Genomic DNA, 14,589 nt, shown 5'->3' with positions numbered 1-14,589 from the left:
GCTCCGGTTCGGCGGCTTGGGAAGTCAGCCGGGGAAATTCTCGGGGATTTTGGCTTTGCCGCGCGCCTCGGCCGAAGAAATGACATTGCGCCGCACGAGGTCCGTGAGGTTCTGGTCCAGCGTCTGCATGCCCTGGCCGCTGCCGGTCTGGATCGACGAATACATCTGCGCGACCTTGCCTTCGCGGATCAGGTTCCGGATCGCCGGCGTGCCGAGCATGATCTCGTGCGCCGCCACGCGGCCCTGGCCGTCCTTGGTCTTGCACAGCGTCTGCGAGATCACGGCCTGCAGCGATTCAGACAGCATCGCGCGGATCATTTCCTTCTCTTCGCCGGGGAAGACGTCGATGATCCGGTCGATGGTCTTGGCCGCCGACGAGGTGTGCAGCGTGCCGAACACGAGGTGGCCGGTTTCGGCCGCGGTCATCGCGAGGCGGATGGTTTCGAGGTCGCGCATTTCGCCGACCAGGATCGCGTCCGGGTCTTCGCGCAGGGCGGAGCGCAGCGCGTTGGCGAAGGACAGCGTCATCGGCCCGACCTCGCGCTGGTTGATCAGGCACTTCTTGGATTCGTGCACGAACTCGATCGGGTCCTCTACCGTGAGGATGTGGCCGTATTCGGTTTCGTTGAGGTAGTTGATCATCGCCGCCAGCGTGGTCGACTTGCCCGAGCCGGTCGGGCCGGTCACGAGCACGAGGCCGCGCGGCTTGAGCGCGAGATCGCCGAAGATCTTGGGCGCGTTGAGCTGCTCGAGCGTGAGAATCTTCGACGGAATGGTCCGGAACACCGCGGCCGCGCCGCGCGACTGGTTGAAGGCGTTGACGCGGAAGCGCGCGAGGCCGTCGATCTCGAAGGAGAAGTCCACTTCGAGGAACTCTTCGTAGTGCTTGCGGTGGGTGTCGCTCATGATGTCGTACACCATGGCATGCACGGCCTTGTGGTCGAGCGCGTCGACGTTGATGCGGCGCACGTCGCCATGAACCCGGATCATGGGCGGGAGGCCGGCCGAAAGGTGCAAGTCGGACGCCTTGTTCTTGACGCTGAAGGCCAGCAGTTGGGTGATGTCCACGAAGTTCCTCGGTGACGTTTTGATACGCTTTGACGATTATGACGATGATTGGCGACAACCTCCAGCATGTTCGGGAGCGGATCGTGGCGGCATGCACGGCTGTCGGACGCGACCCCGCAAGCGTGCACTTGCTTGCGGTGTCGAAGACATTCCCCGCGGATGTGGTGCGGGAGGCACAGGCGGCCGGCCAAGCCGCCTTCGGTGAGAACTACGTGCAGGAAGGCGTCGCCAAGATCGAGGCGCTCGCGGACCTGCAGGGCAAGCTCGAATGGCATTGCATCGGCCCCCTGCAGAGCAACAAGACGCGCGTGGTGGCAGAGCACTTCGACTGGGTGCACAGCATCGACCGGCTGAAGATCGCGCAGCGGCTGTCGGAGCAGCGGCCCGCCGAACTGCCGCCGCTGCAGGTGTGCCTGCAGGTCAATGTCGATGCCGGCGCCAACAAGTCGGGGGTGGCCCCGGGCGAGGCGCTGGCGCTGGCGCGCGCTGTGGCGAAGTTGCCACGCTTGCGTCTGCGCGGCCTCATGGCGATCCCCGAGCCGGCGCCTGATTTCGAGTCGCAGCGCGCGCTGTTCCTCGCGGCCGCCCGCGTGTTCGACGCGATCCGAGCCGACGGCATCGCGCTCGACACCCTGTCGCTCGGCATGTCCGCCGACCTCGAAGCCGCGATCGCGGCCGGCAGCACGATGGTGCGTGTCGGCACGGCGATCTTCGGGCGGCGCTAGGCTGGCGCGTTGCCGGGCTGCTCGAAGAGCTCGAGCAGCACGCCCTTGACCCATTGATGCAGTGCGGAGGTTTCGTGGCGCTGGTGCCAGAACAGCTCCACCATGCGCGGCGGCGCTTCGAGAGGCACTGGCACCAGGCGCAGCCCCGCCAGGCGCGGCGGGTCCAGTCCCTTTGATAGCGGCAGCACCGCGATGAGGTCCGAGCTGCGAACCGCGTCGTAGGCCGTGGCGTAGTGGTTGACCGTCGCCACCAGGTTGCGCTGCAGACCGCGGCTGCGCAGGAACACGTCGTAGGTCGGCAGCGTCTTGCCGCCGAGGCTGACGTCGATGTGTCGCGCGGCCAGGAACTTCTTCAGCGGAATGCGCGCGAGGCGGCCGAGCGGATGGTCCTCGCGCATGACGCAGACGAAGCCCGGCGACCAGAGCGCGCGGGATTTGAGGAAGGGGGGCCGCTGCACCTCGTCGGCATAGACGCTGATCGCAAAATCCGCATGGTTGTTCGCGAGCACCGGACCGAAATCGACCAGGACGTTCGGAATGGTGTGAAGTTGCATCGACGGCGCGAGCCGGCTCAACTGGCTGGCGAGACGCGGCACCACGATGCTGGCAACGTAGTCCGACATCGCGATGGTCAGGGTCGCGATGCTGCGCCGCGCATCGAAGCTGTCGATCTCCAGGGTGCCGCGGATCGTCTGCAGCGCCTCTGCGAGCGGCTCCCACAGATCGATCGCGCGCCGCGTCGGCCGGATGCCCGTGCCGCTGCGGATGAAAAGCGGGTCGTCGAAGGTTTCGCGCAGGCGGCGCAGCGCGTTGCTGACCGTGGGCTGCGTGAGCGAGAGCTTTTGCGCCGCGCGTGTCACGTTGCCTTCAGTCATCAGGGCCTCGAACACCTTGAGCAGGTTCAAGTCGGCATTGCGGTAGGTGGTGGGTGAGGACACGACATTCAGGCCATCAATAACGACCATGGAAAGTATAAATTTGTCGTTATAAGAAGCTCTCCCTACGATCCGGCCCAGCGCCACAAAAGCGCCATCGAAAGACACGGAGACAAGGGGTTTCACATGACCGTTCTGTCGGCGCGCATCGAGCGCCTGCCGTTTTCCGGCTTCCACCGCAAGCTGCTCCTGGTCGGCGGACTGGGCTACACCTTCGATGCCATGGACGCCGCCGTCATCGCCTTCGTGCTGCCGGTGCTGCGCACGGCCTGGGAGCTCAGCAGCGTGCAGATCGGGGTGCTCGCGAGCGCGAACTTCATCGGCTTCTTCTTCGGTGCGCTTCTGTCCGGATCGCTCGGCGACCTGATCGGCCGGCGCAAGGTCATGATGTCGGCGCTGGCGGTCTACTGCGTCGCGTCGCTCTTCAGCGCGCTGGTCGACGACTGGAGCAGCTTCCTGGCGCTGCGCGTCATCGCCGGGCTCGGCACGGGCGCGGAGAGCGTGATCATCGCGCCCTACCTGTCGGAATTCGTGGCGCGACGCTACCGGGGCGCTTTCACGGGCGCACTGGCGGGTTTCTTTTCGTTCGGATTCGTGGCGGCGGCCTTGCTGGGCTATCTGATCGTGCCGGCGCATCCGGCGGGCTGGCGCATCGTCATCCTCATCACGGCCACGCCGGTGCTGATGCTGCTGTGGTGGCGCCGCGTACTGCCCGAATCGCCGCGCTGGCTCGAAAGCCAGGGGCGCACCGCCGAGGCCGACGCCGTCATGGATGCCGTGGAGGCCCGGCTCGTGCGCGCCGGGCATGCGCTGCCCGCGCTCGATCCGCAGGACGTGGCCGCCCCGCCGCCGAGCGACAGCCGCGGCGGCCTGCGGAAGAACTACGCGACGCTGCTTTCGCGCCGGCTCTTTCGCATCACCGGCATGACGTGGCTCATGTGGCTGTCGATCACCTTCAGCTACTACTCCTTCTTCACCTGGATTCCGAGCCTGCTGGTGCAGAGCGGCATGACGATCACCAAGAGCTTCGGCTATTCGCTGGTGATGTATCTCGCGCAGGTGCCGGGCTATTTTTCCGCCGCCTGGCTCAACGACCGCATCGGCCGGCAGGCGACCATCGTCGGCTACATGCTGCTGGGCGGCATCGCCGCGCTGGGGCTCGCGTTCACGCACAGCGACGGGCAGATCATGCTGGCAGGCGTGCTGCTGTCCTTCTTCATGAACGGCACCTACGCAGGCGTCTATGCCTACACGCCCGAGGTGTTCCCGACGCAGGTGCGCGCCACGGGCGCCGGGCTTGCGTCGGCCATCGGGCGCATCGGCGGCATCACGGCGCCGATCCTGGTCGGCTTCATCCATCCCGTGGCGGGTTTCGCCGGCGTGTTCGGCATGACGACCGCCGTGCTGCTGCTCGGCTCGGCGGCCGTGATGGTCCTCGGCGTCCCGACCCGCGGCCGTTCGCTGGAAGAGATCGCAGCCTCCGAGCTGCATTGAGGAGGAGTCCCTTGTCCCAGATGCCGTCCGACATTGCGCAACTCGCGCGCGTGGCCCGCGCCCACGGCGATGCGCAGCAGCCGCAAGCCACCTTCGCGGCGCTCGATGACGCGCTCGCGAAGACGATCGGCCACCGGCTGTTCACGATCCTGGTCCACCACCGCGCGCAGCGCGAGTCGGAGCGCGTCTACAGCAACATGCCGGACAGCTACCCCGTGCAGGGGCGCAAACCCGTGACCGATTCACAGTGGATGCGGCAGGTCATGGGCCTCGGCCTGCCCTACATCGGCCGCAACGCCGACGACATCCGCGAGGTCTTCTTCGACCATGCGCTGATCCATTCGCTGGGCTGCGAGAGCGTGCTGAACATTCCGCTGCGCTGGCGCGAGCAGACGATCGGGACGCTCAATCTCCTGCACCAGGAAAACTGGTACCAGGTTCACCATGTCGAACTCGCGACCGTGTTCGCGCAGTTGGCGGTGCCCGCCGTCATGGCGCTGGCGCCGGCGGACGATCCTTCCTCTTGAGGCAACACCATGACCACGACCTCCTTGCTTATCAAGAACGCATCCCTGCTCGATCCCCTGTTGGGCGAGTTGCAGGAAGGGCGCGACATCCTGGTCGAACAGGGCTTGGTGAAGGAGGTCTCCGACCGGCCGATCCGCACCCAGGCCGCGCGCACCATCGACGTCCGCGGCCGCACCGTGATGCCCGGGCTCATCGACCTGCACGTGCACGTGATCGCCGTGGAGCTGAATCTCGCGCGGCAGGTGCACATGCCCAACGTGCTCATCACGCTGCGCAGCGTGCCCATCCTGCGCGGCATGCTGCGGCGCGGCTTCACCACGGTGCGTGATGCGGGCGGTGCCGGCCATGCCTTCAAGCAGGCGGTGGAGTCGGGGCTCGCGCAGGGTCCCCGGCTGTTCGTCTCGGGCCGCGCGCTGAGCCAGACCGGGGGGCATGGCGACATGCGGGCGCGCTCGGATTTCCTCGCCACCGAATGCCCCTGCTGCGTGCGCGTCGGTGCGCTGGCACGCGTGGCCGACGGCGTGGACGCGGTGCGCAAGGCCGCGCGCGAAGAGCTCCAGATGGGCGCGGACCAGATCAAGATCATGGCCTCCGGCGGCGTCGCCTCGCCCACCGATCCGGTCGGCGCCTTCGGTTATTGCGAGGACGAAATCCGGGCCATCGTCGAGGAAGCCCGCGCCAGGGACACCTACGTGCTCGCCCATGCCTACACCGCGGCCGCCATCGCGCGCGCCGTGCGCTGCGGCGTGCGCACCATCGAGCACGGCAACCTCGTCGATGCGCCGACCGCCGCGCTGATGGCGCAGGCGGGGGCCTACGTGGTGCCGACCCTGGTCACCTACGACGCGCTGGCCAACGAGGGCGAGCGTTACGGCCTGCCGAAGGAAAGCGTCGCCAAGGTGGCCGACGTGCGCGAAGCCGGCCTGCGCTCGCTGGAGATCTACAAGGCTGCCGGCGTCAAGATGGGCTTCGGCTCCGACCTGCTGGGCGAATCGCAGCGGCTCCAGAGCGACGAATTCCGCCTGCGCGCCGAAGTGCTTTCCCCCGCGGAGGCCATCGCCAGCGCCACCGTGGTCGGCGCCGAGGTGCTCGGCATGAGCGACCGCCTCGGCCGCCTCGTGCCCGGTGCGCTGGCCGACCTGCTGGTCGTCGATGGCAATCCCCTGGAAGACATCCATTGCCTGCTCGGGCAGGGCGAGCGGATTCCGCTGGTCATGAAGGAAGGCGTGATCCAGTTCGACGCGGGATTGGGCTGACCCACAGCCTCGCCCTGGGGGCGAGCCATTTCAAGCACCCAGCGGCAGCCGCGCGCTGCTCTTGACCTCTTCCATCACCGCATAAGTCCGCGTCTCGCGCACGCCCGGCAGCTGCCACAGCACCGTGCCCGCGAACTCGCGGTAGGCGGCCATGTCGGCCATGCGGGTCTTGAGCAGGTAGTCGAAGCCGCCGGCGACCATGTGGCATTCCATGATCTCGTCGCGCACCTGCACCGCGGCCTTGAATTCGTCGAACACGTTGGGCGTGGTGCGGTCCAGCAGCACTTCGACGAACACGGTGAAGCCGCGCCCGAGCTTGTGCGGATCGAGGCGCGCCTCGTAGCCGAGGATGAAGCCCTCGCGCGTGAGGCGCTGGACCCGCGCCAGCACGGCCGTCGGCGACAGGGCCACGGCTTCCGCGAGCTTGAGGTTCGAGATGCGGCCGTCCTCCTGAAGAACCTTCAGGATTTTCATGTCGATCCGGTCGAGACCGGGTAGTTCGGCGCTCATGGCTGGTGAATTATCCGGCGGCTGCGATCATTTTTGGTGAATAACTCGGCGGCAGAAGGCGGACGATCGCATCCATTCGATCTTCACGAGAACACGCCATGCGCCTGCCCACGCCCTACCGCCCCGAAGCCGACGTCGTCGCCCACCGCCTTGCCGCGCTGAAGGGCGCGTTCGACTGGGAGGCGGTCGTGCCCGCCGCCACACCCTGGGTGCGCGCGGTGCGCGACCGGCCGCCGCCGTTCTGGGCCATGGAAAGCCTGCTGCGCGAATACCCGATCTCCAGCGCCGAGGGGCTGGCGCTGATGCGGCTGGCCGAGGCGCTGCTGCGCGTGCCCGACGCCGAGACCGCGATCGCGCTCACGGCGGACCAGCTCGGCCGCGCCAACTTCGAAGGCGCGGCGGATTCGACGCTGGCGCGGCTCTCGTCATCGGCGATCGCGCTGTCGAAGAAGTTCCTGCCGCACCTGTCCGACGGAAACGGCGATGCGGAGCCGGGCCCCGGGCTGATGGCGCGGCTGGGCGCACGCACGGTGGTGGCGGCCACGCTGCGGGCGGTGCAGCTGCTGGGCCGCCAGTTCGTGCTGGGGCAGACCATCGACGAGGCGATGGCCGAGGCGCGTTCGGCGCATCGCCGGCATGCCGCGCTGCGCTTCAGCTACGACATGCTGGGGGAGGGCGCGCGCACCGAAGCCGATGCGCAGCGCTATCTCGACAGCTACGCCAATGCGATCCGGTCGATCGCAGCCGCCGCGGGCAACGCCGAGCGGCCCGAGGACAACGACGGCATCTCGATCAAGCTGAGCGCGCTGCATCCGCGCTACGAGGACGCGCAGCGGGAGCGCGTGATGCGCGAGCTGGTGCCGCGCGTGTGGCAGCTGTGCGAGCTGGCGGCCGATGCGCACCTGAACCTCACCATCGATGCCGAGGAGGTCGACCGGCTCGAGCTGTCGCTCGACGTGTTCGAGGCGCTCGCCGCGCGCGTGGCGGCCGAGCGCCCGCAATGGCGCGGCTTCGGCGTCGCGATGCAGGCCTACCAGACGCGCGCGCTCGAACTGGTCGGGCACATCGCCGCGATCGCGCGCAAGTACCAGCTGCGGCTGATGTGCCGGCTGGTCAAGGGCGCGTACTGGGACGGCGAAATCAAGCGCGCGCAGGAACTGGGCCTGCCGTACTACCCGGTCTTCACGCACAAGCACCATACCGACGTGAGCTATCTGGCCTGCGCACGCGCGCTGCTGGCCGCGCCGGACGCGATCTACCCGCAGTTCGCGACCCACAACGCGGGCACGATCGCGGCGATCCTGCAGATGGCCGGCGGGGCCGGCAATGTGCCCTTCGAGCTGCAGCGCCTGCACGGCATGGGCGAGGGCATCTACCGCGAAGTCATGAAGACGACCGGCGTGCCGGTGCGCGTCTATGCGCCGGTGGGCCGGCACAAGGACCTGCTGGCGTACCTGGTGCGCCGGCTGCTCGAGAACGGGGCCAACTCGTCGTTCGTCAACCAGCTCGGCGACGAGTCGGTCGGCATGGGCGAGCTGCTCTCCTCGCCGCTCTGGCTCGACAAGGAGACCTCGCTGCCCCTGCCGCCCGCGCTCTACGGGCCGCCGCCCGCGCGGCGCAACAGCCAGGGGCTCGACCTCGCGGTCGAGTCGATGCGCGCCCCCTTGCTCGATGCCTGGGCGGCGACCACGGTGCCGGTCGTGCCGGCCTTCGATCCGCAGCGCGCCGCCGCAGCGGTCACTACCGCCGCCGCCGGCTTCCGGGCGTGGCGTCACACGCCGGTCGCGCAGCGCGCGGGGGTGCTGCGTCATGCGGCCGATGCGCTCGAAGCGGCCCTGCCGCGCTTTTGCGCGCTGCTGGTCAAGGAAGCGTTCAAGAGCTGGACCGACGCCATCGCCGAAGTGCGCGAGGCCGTCGATTTCCTGCGCTACTACGCGGACGAGGCCGAGCGCATCATGCGGCCGGTCGCGCTGCCCGGCCCGACCGGCGAGAGCAATGAACTGCGCCTCACCGGCCGCGGTCCGTGGGTCTGCATCAGCCCGTGGAACTTCCCGCTGGCGATCTTCCTGGGCCAGGTCGCGGCGGCGCTCGCGACCGGCAACACGGTGCTCGCCAAGCCGGCCGAACAGACGCCGGCGGTGGCCTCCGAGGCGGTCAAGCTGCTGCATGCGGCGGGCGTGCCGCAACAGGCGCTGCAACTGCTGCACGGCGCCGGCGAAACCGTCGGCGCCGCGCTGGTGGCCGCGCCGGGCGTGGCCGGCGTGGTGTTCACCGGATCGACGCAGGTGGCGAAGATCATCCATCGCGCGCTGGCCGCCAAGGAGGGACCGATCGTGCCGCTGATCGCCGAGACCGGCGGCATCAACGCGATGCTCGTGGACCCCACGGCCCTGCCCGAGCAGGTGGTCGATGCGGTGGTGCAGAGCGCTTTCCGCTCGGCCGGCCAGCGCTGCTCGGCGCTGCGCCTGCTGCTGGTGCACGAAAGCATCGCCGACGAGGTGATCGCGATGATCGCCGGCGCAGCGAAGGAGCTGGCGGCGGGCGATCCGGCGCAGCTCTCGACCGACGTCGGCCCGGTCATCGACCGCGAGGCCTTCGAGGGCATCCAGCGGCACCTGCAGCGCCTGGAAGCCGAAGCCAAGACCGTGGTCGGCGCGGGCGAGCCGGCGCAGGCGCTGCCCAACCTGCTCGGGCCGCGCGCCTACGAGGTGCCCTCCGTCGCCAGCGTGAAGGCGGAAATCTTCGGCCCGGTGCTGCAGATCGTGCGCTGGTCCGGCGATCCGCAGGCGGTGATCGACGAGGTCAACAGCCTCGGCTTCGGGCTGACGATGGGCATCCAGACGCGCATCGACAGCCGCGCGCAGGCGCTGGCGTCCCGCGCGCACGTGGGCAACATCTATGTCAACCGCAACATCATCGGCGCGGTGGTCGGCGTCCAGCCCTTCGGCGGCGAGGGGCTCAGCGGCACGGGCCCGAAGGCGGGCGGGCCGCACTACCTGCTGCGATTCTGCGCGGAGCAGACGCTTACCATCAATACCACCGCGGCGGGCGGCAATGCGGCCCTGCTTGCCGCTCACGCATAACGGGCAAAGCAACGCGCATAGCCGTGGCGCGGCGGGCGGCGGAGGACTATCGTCGCGCCCATCGTTCAACAACACGAGATCTCAATGAGTTCCTCCACCCTTTCCTACGTCCAGCCGACCGCCAACAGTCCGTGGGGCACGTACCTGTCGCAGGTCGACCGCGTCGTGCCCTACCTGGGCGAACTGGCCCGCTGGGTCGAGACGCTCAAGCGCCCGAAGCGCGCGCTGATCGTCGACGTGCCGATCGAGATGGACGACGGCACCATCGCCCACTTCGAGGGCTACCGCGTGCAGCACAACCTGTCGCGCGGTCCCGGCAAGGGCGGGGTGCGCTTCCACCCGGACGTCAACCTGGAGGAAGTCATGGCCCTCGCGGCCTGGATGACCATCAAGACCGCGGCGGTCAACCTGCCTTACGGCGGCGCCAAGGGCGGCATCCGCGTCGATCCCAAGAAGCTGTCGCCGACGGAGCTCGAGAAAGTCACCCGCCGCTACACCAGCGAGATCGGCATCATCATCGGCCCGCACAGCGACATCCCCGCGCCCGACGTGAACACCAACGCGCAGATCATGGCGTGGATGATGGACACCTACTCCATGAACGTCGGCGGCACGTCGACCGGCGTGGTCACCGGCAAGCCGCTGCACCTGGGCGGCTCGCTCGGCCGCGTCAAGGCCACCGGCCGCGGCGTGTTCGTCACCGGCCGCGAGGCGGCACGGCGCCTCGGCCTCGACCTGAAGGGCGCGCGCGTCGCGGTGCAGGGCTTCGGCAACGTGGGCTCGGTGGCCGCCGAACTCTTCGCCGAAGCGGGCGCGAAGATCGTCGCGGTGCAGGACCACACCGGCACCGTCATCAACGACAAGGGCCTCGATATGGCCAAGCTCGTGGAGCAGGCGCGCAAGGAAGGCGGCATCATCGGCTTCAAGGGCGGCGACACCATCTCCAACGAAGGCTTCTGGGACGTGGCCTGCGACATCCTGATCCCGGCCGCGCTCGAAGGCCAGCTCACCGCCGAGCGCGCGAAGAAGACCAAGGCGAAGCTGGTGCTCGAAGGCGCGAACGGCCCGACCGTGCCGGCAGCCGACGACATCCTGGCCGACCGCGGCGTGCTGGTGGTGCCGGACGTGATCTGCAACGCGGGCGGCGTGACGGTGAGCTACTTCGAGTGGGTGCAGGACTTCTCGTCCTTCTTCTGGGGCGAGGACGAGATCAACCAGCGCCTCGACCGCATCATGATGAATGCGCTCAACAGCATCTGGGACAAGGCCGACCAGCACAGGATCACGCTGCGCACCGCGACCTACGCGGTGGCTTGCGACCGGATCCTGATGGCGCGCCAGGAGCGCGGCCTCTACCCGTGATCGAGCTGCCGGCTTCCGCACTGGCGCGCATCGAGCGCCTCTTGGCCGGCGGGCAGCGCCGGCTGCTCGGCCTCGTCGGGGCGCCGGGCTCCGGCAAATCGACGCTGGCCCAGGCGCTGCTGGACGCACTGCCGCCCGGATGCGCGCAGGTGGTGCCGATGGACGGCTTCCACCTCGCCAACGTCGAGCTCCGGCGCCTCGGCCGGGCCGAGCGCAAGGGTGCGCCCGACACCTTCGACAGCGCGGGCTACGTGGCGCTGCTGCGGCGCCTGCGCGAACAGGGCCGTCAGCAGGGCAGCGAGATCGTCTATGCGCCGGAGTTCCGGCGCGAGATCGAGGAACCCATCGCGGGCGCCATCGCGGTCCTACCGCAGACGCAGCTGGTCATCACCGAAGGCAACTACCTCCTGCTCGACGAGGGCCCGTGGGCCGGGGCCGCGGCGCTGCTCGACGAGGTCTGGTATGTCGACGTCGACGACGCGCTGCGGCGCGAGCGCCTCGTGCGGCGCCACGAGCAGTTCGGGCGCAGCCGGGACGCGGCGCTCGCCTGGGTGGAGCACACCGACGAGCCGAACGCGCGCCGCATCGCAGCCACGCGCGGCAGGGCGCAGCACGTGATCCTGATCGGCGACTGATCGGCGACTGATCGAATCGGGCAAGTCAACGGGAACGTCCGCTCTCGCGTGATGTCCAACCGGGCGGCTTGCCGCTAGCATTGCCCCCGATTTGCCTTATTCCCTGCCGACATGCGTCCTTCGTCTTCCCTTGCAGCCGCGGCTGCGTTGCTCGTTGCCGTCCTCGTCTCCGGCTGTGGCGTCACCGAACGCCAGCGCGTGAGCTACGAGCCGGAAGAATTCGACTCCACCACCACCCACACGCGCAGCTTCACCGCGAGCGAGGCCAGGACCTGCGAGGCCGCGCGACGCGCGCTCCTGAGCCAGGGCTACATGATCACGGCGGCCACCCAGGAGCTGGTGACCGGCCGCAAGAGCTTCCAGCCGGCCTCCGAGGTGCACGTGGAGGTGGAGTTCCGCGTGGTCTGCGCGCGCGAGGGCGGCAAGGCGCGCAGCACCATCGCTTTCGCGAGCGCGCTGCAGGACCGCTATGGCGTCAAGAAGGTCAACAACTCGGCGAGCCTCGGCGTGGGCGCGATCGGTTCGCTGTCGCTGCCGTTCTCGTCCAGCGACGACGCGATGGTCAAGGTGGCGAGCGAAACCCTGACGGACGACCGCTTCTACGACCGCTTCTTCTCGCTGATCGAGCGCTACCTGCCCGAGTCCGTCATCGACGAGGCGGCAGCGCCCCCGCAGGCCCGTCCCGCCGAGGTCCGGCCGGTCGCCCCGGCGCAACCGCCCGCCGAGGCGCCGCTGCGCGCCGTGCCGCTGTCGCCGACGCGCGGCTGAGGGCTCAGCCCAGCAGGGCCGGAACCCACCGGTTGACCAGCGCACCGCCGATCACCAGCCATCCGAAGAGGATGGCGGCGAGCAGCAGCGGCCGGGCGCCCGCCTTGCGGATGGCGCCCAGATGGGTCGACAGGCCGAGCGCGCCCATGGCCATGGCCAGCAGGAAGGTGTCCAGCATGGTCGCGATGCCGGTCAGGTGCGAGGGCAGCACGTGCAGGGAATTGAGCAGCACGACACCGACGAAGCCGAAGGCGAACCATGGCACCGCAAGACGGGTCTTGTGCGGGACGCCGGCCGGGGCGCCGTCATGCCCGGCCTGCTTCGACGCATCGCGCGCCAGCCACCCCGACAGCAGGATCAGGAAGGGCGCCAGCATCATCACGCGCACCATCTTCGCGATCACGGCGGTGTCGGCGGCCTCCGGCCCCACCGAGCGCGCGGCGGCGACGACCTGGGCCACCTCATGGATCGTCGAGCCCGCATAGATGCCGAAGCCGTTCGTGCCGCCGGGGATCAAGTGCCACTGCTGGCTGAGATCGAAAAGCACCGGGTAGAGAAAGATGGCCAGCGTGCCGAAGACGACCACCGTGGCCACGGCCACCGTCACCTGCTCGGACCGCGCCTTGACGACCGGCCCGGTGGCCATGACCGCGGCCGCGCCGCAGATCGAACTGCCGGCGCCGATGAGCATCGCCGTCTTGCGGTCCAGGCCGAACCAGCGCGTGCCGGCGAAGCAGGCCAGCGCGAAGGTCGACCCCAGCATCAGCGCGTCGACGGCCACGCCCGCCAGACCGACGTGTCCGATGTCCTGCATCGTCAGGCGCAAGCCGTAGAGCACGACGCCGGCGCGCAGCAGCCTCTGCTTCGAGAAGTCGACGCCGGGGCCGCCGGCGGCCGCCAGGCGCGGATAGACGGTGTGGCCGGCGAGCATGCCGAGCACGATGGCCAGCGTCAGTGCGCTGAAGCCGTGGGCCTGCAGCCAGTCGACCTCGCCGAGCGCGATTCCGGCGGCCGCCAGCAGCGCGCAAATCGCCAGGCCCGGAAGCAGCCGGCGACTTTGCGTGGGCAGGCGCGGGCCCCTATAGGTCGTCGCGGGTGCGGCGCAGGCGTTCGCTGCGGCTGGTTGGTTCATGGCTCGGGTTCCTTGTCGCGTGTCTCGGGAGGAACTCTAAAAAGTTGCCATGAACCCGTCCAACGGGTTATATGGTTATGACCAATCGATCTGATCGCTAAGGAGGCTTTCATGGACGTCTTGCGGCTGACGCTGCGTCAACTCCAGATATTCGTCGCCGTCGCGCGAAGCGGCACCACCACCGCGGCGGCCGACGAGATCGCGCTGTCGCAATCGGCCACCAGCTCGGCCGTGAACGAACTCGAACGGCTGCTGTCGCTGCACCTGTTCGATCGGGTCGGCAAGCGGCTGCTGCTCAACGACAACGGGCGCGCCCTGTTGCCGCGCGCCCTGGCGTTGCTGGACGGCGCCGCCGGCATCGAACAGATGTCGCACGAGGGCCTTGCACAGGCGCAGTCGCTGCGCATCGGCGCCAGCACGACGATCGGCAACTACGTCCTGCCGAAGCTGCTGGCCCGCTTCATGTCGCAATGGGCGCCTGGCGCCGCCGAACCGTGGCGGTCGAGGATCGCGATCGGAAACACCGCGTCGATCTGCGATGCGGTCGCGGCGTTCGAGCTGGACGTCGGGCTGATCGAAGGCTCCTGCCACCAGCCCGCGCTGACCGTCACGCCGTGGCTGCAGGACGAGATGGAAGTGGTGGCCTCGCCGGCCAATCCGCTCGCGCACGCGGGCGAGGACAAGCGTGCGCCCTTGCGCGCGCTGCGCGAACAGGTGTGGCTGGTTCGGGAGAGCGGCTCGGGCACGCGCGAGGTCACCGACCAGGCATTGCTGCCGCATCTGCGCGCCTATAGGCGCGTCATCGAGCTCGGCAGCTCGGAGGCGATCAAGCATGCGGCGGCGGAGAACCTCGGCGTGGCCTGCCTGTCGTCGTGGGTGGTGCGCGACCTGATCGAGGCCGGCCGGCTGGCTCGCGTCGCCACGACGCTGCCCCGGATCGTGCGCCAATGCCACGTGGTCGTGCACGCGAAGAAGCAGCTTACGCCGGCGCTGCGCAGCTTCATCGAGGGCGCCCTGGCGGCGACGCCGGTGTTCGGGATGCCGGGCTGAGATCCCTGGGCGGGCGTGGCGCACGCCGGTGCCCATCCGGGCG

Annotated in this window: 13 protein-coding genes; 9 read left to right on the top strand and 4 right to left on the bottom strand. The window is 69.0% G+C overall.

The features are described from left to right. Nucleotides 1-24: 24 nt before the first annotated feature. Nucleotides 25-1,068 carry a type IV pilus twitching motility protein PilT gene (locus VAR608DRAFT_RS15385; protein ID WP_088954845.1) on the bottom strand — a complete coding sequence of 348 codons (1,044 nt, stop codon included), beginning with the start codon at nucleotides 1,066-1,068 and terminating at the stop codon, nucleotides 25-27. Nucleotides 1,069-1,106: 38 nt separating this feature from the next. Between VAR608DRAFT_RS15385 and VAR608DRAFT_RS15380 the strand changes: the two genes are divergently transcribed. Further along, nucleotides 1,107-1,793, top strand: a complete 687-nt coding sequence (locus VAR608DRAFT_RS15380; protein ID WP_088954844.1) for a YggS family pyridoxal phosphate-dependent enzyme — start codon at nucleotides 1,107-1,109, stop codon at nucleotides 1,791-1,793. Here the strand turns inward: VAR608DRAFT_RS15380 and VAR608DRAFT_RS15375 are convergent. Further along, the gene (locus tag VAR608DRAFT_RS15375; protein WP_231973522.1) at nucleotides 1,790-2,905 is read right to left on the bottom strand and encodes a LysR family transcriptional regulator; all 1,116 of its coding nucleotides are present in this window, start codon (nucleotides 2,903-2,905) and stop codon (nucleotides 1,790-1,792) included. The two genes, VAR608DRAFT_RS15380 and VAR608DRAFT_RS15375, sit on opposite strands and share 4 nt — an antisense overlap. Here VAR608DRAFT_RS15375 and VAR608DRAFT_RS15370 point away from each other — a divergent pair. The 3 genes from VAR608DRAFT_RS15370 to VAR608DRAFT_RS15360 are packed head-to-tail and all read left to right on the top strand — an operon-like array spanning nucleotide 2,855 to nucleotide 6,006. Continuing rightward, a complete protein-coding gene (locus VAR608DRAFT_RS15370; protein ID WP_088954842.1) occupies nucleotides 2,855-4,222 on the top strand; it encodes an MFS transporter in 1,368 nt (455 codons plus the stop codon). The genes VAR608DRAFT_RS15375 and VAR608DRAFT_RS15370 overlap by 51 nt on opposite strands. 20 nt (nucleotides 4,223-4,242) lie before the next feature. Further along, nucleotides 4,243-4,749: a GAF domain-containing protein gene (locus VAR608DRAFT_RS15365; protein WP_088954841.1), complete on the top strand. Its 507-nt coding sequence runs from the start codon at nucleotides 4,243-4,245 to the stop codon at nucleotides 4,747-4,749. A gap of 9 nt (nucleotides 4,750-4,758) precedes the next feature. After that, complete coding sequence (locus VAR608DRAFT_RS15360; RefSeq protein WP_088954840.1) at nucleotides 4,759-6,006, top strand: metal-dependent hydrolase family protein; 1,248 nt, start codon at nucleotides 4,759-4,761, stop codon at nucleotides 6,004-6,006. Between the two features lie 30 nt (nucleotides 6,007-6,036). Here VAR608DRAFT_RS15360 and VAR608DRAFT_RS15355 read toward each other — a convergent pair whose 3' ends face one another. Further along, entirely contained in the window at nucleotides 6,037-6,516 is a 480-nt protein-coding gene (locus VAR608DRAFT_RS15355) for an Lrp/AsnC ligand binding domain-containing protein (protein WP_088954839.1), read from the bottom strand. Nucleotides 6,517-6,614: 98 nt separating this feature from the next. Between VAR608DRAFT_RS15355 and VAR608DRAFT_RS15350 the strand changes: the two genes are divergently transcribed. The 4 genes from VAR608DRAFT_RS15350 to VAR608DRAFT_RS15335 all read left to right on the top strand — a co-directional run bounded on the left by VAR608DRAFT_RS15350 (nucleotide 6,615) and on the right by VAR608DRAFT_RS15335 (nucleotide 12,364). Continuing rightward, complete coding sequence (locus VAR608DRAFT_RS15350; RefSeq protein ID WP_088954838.1) at nucleotides 6,615-9,599, top strand: L-glutamate gamma-semialdehyde dehydrogenase; 2,985 nt, start codon at nucleotides 6,615-6,617, stop codon at nucleotides 9,597-9,599. 84 nt (nucleotides 9,600-9,683) lie between these two features. Then, complete coding sequence (locus VAR608DRAFT_RS15345) at nucleotides 9,684-10,961, top strand: Glu/Leu/Phe/Val family dehydrogenase (protein ID WP_088954837.1); 1,278 nt, start codon at nucleotides 9,684-9,686, stop codon at nucleotides 10,959-10,961. Beyond that, the gene (locus tag VAR608DRAFT_RS15340; protein WP_088954836.1) at nucleotides 10,958-11,596 is read left to right on the top strand and encodes a nucleoside/nucleotide kinase family protein; all 639 of its coding nucleotides are present in this window, start codon (nucleotides 10,958-10,960) and stop codon (nucleotides 11,594-11,596) included. Before VAR608DRAFT_RS15345 ends, VAR608DRAFT_RS15340 begins: the two co-directional genes overlap by 4 nt. A 147-nt stretch (nucleotides 11,597-11,743) precedes the next feature. Beyond that, the gene (locus VAR608DRAFT_RS15335) at nucleotides 11,744-12,364 is read left to right on the top strand and encodes a DUF2242 domain-containing protein (protein ID WP_231973521.1); all 621 of its coding nucleotides are present in this window, start codon (nucleotides 11,744-11,746) and stop codon (nucleotides 12,362-12,364) included. A gap of 4 nt (nucleotides 12,365-12,368) precedes the next feature. Here VAR608DRAFT_RS15335 and VAR608DRAFT_RS15330 read toward each other — a convergent pair whose 3' ends face one another. Continuing rightward, nucleotides 12,369-13,496 (bottom strand): YeiH family protein, encoded by a 1,128-nt coding sequence (locus tag VAR608DRAFT_RS15330; protein ID WP_088954834.1) that lies wholly within the window; start codon nucleotides 13,494-13,496, stop codon nucleotides 12,369-12,371. Between the two features lie 111 nt (nucleotides 13,497-13,607). Here VAR608DRAFT_RS15330 and VAR608DRAFT_RS15325 point away from each other — a divergent pair, with 111 nt between their 5' ends. Beyond that, nucleotides 13,608-14,546 (top strand): LysR family transcriptional regulator, encoded by a 939-nt coding sequence (locus VAR608DRAFT_RS15325; protein WP_088954833.1) that lies wholly within the window; start codon nucleotides 13,608-13,610, stop codon nucleotides 14,544-14,546. Nucleotides 14,547-14,589: the final 43 nt, after the last annotated feature.

Source organism: Variovorax sp. HW608, from assembly GCF_900090195.1.
Classification (GTDB): domain Bacteria; phylum Pseudomonadota; class Gammaproteobacteria; order Burkholderiales; family Burkholderiaceae_C; genus Variovorax.
Note: the sequence above shows the minus strand (reverse complement) of the source record. Positions and strands in the feature narration are given on the sequence as shown.

Coding starts and splice junctions, on each gene's coding strand:
- VAR608DRAFT_RS15380 (WP_088954844.1), top strand. CDS start 1,107: ATGACGATGATTGGCGACAACCTCCAGCATGTTCGGGAGCGGATCGTG.
- VAR608DRAFT_RS15370 (WP_088954842.1), top strand. CDS start 2,855: ATGACCGTTCTGTCGGCGCGCATCGAGCGCCTGCCGTTTTCCGGCTTC.
- VAR608DRAFT_RS15365 (WP_088954841.1), top strand. CDS start 4,243: ATGCCGTCCGACATTGCGCAACTCGCGCGCGTGGCCCGCGCCCACGGC.
- VAR608DRAFT_RS15360 (WP_088954840.1), top strand. CDS start 4,759: ATGACCACGACCTCCTTGCTTATCAAGAACGCATCCCTGCTCGATCCC.
- VAR608DRAFT_RS15355 (WP_088954839.1), bottom strand. CDS start 6,516: ATGAGCGCCGAACTACCCGGTCTCGACCGGATCGACATGAAAATCCTG.
- VAR608DRAFT_RS15350 (WP_088954838.1), top strand. CDS start 6,615: ATGCGCCTGCCCACGCCCTACCGCCCCGAAGCCGACGTCGTCGCCCAC.
- VAR608DRAFT_RS15345 (WP_088954837.1), top strand. CDS start 9,684: ATGAGTTCCTCCACCCTTTCCTACGTCCAGCCGACCGCCAACAGTCCG.
- VAR608DRAFT_RS15330 (WP_088954834.1), bottom strand. CDS start 13,496: ATGAACCAACCAGCCGCAGCGAACGCCTGCGCCGCACCCGCGACGACC.
- VAR608DRAFT_RS15325 (WP_088954833.1), top strand. CDS start 13,608: ATGGACGTCTTGCGGCTGACGCTGCGTCAACTCCAGATATTCGTCGCC.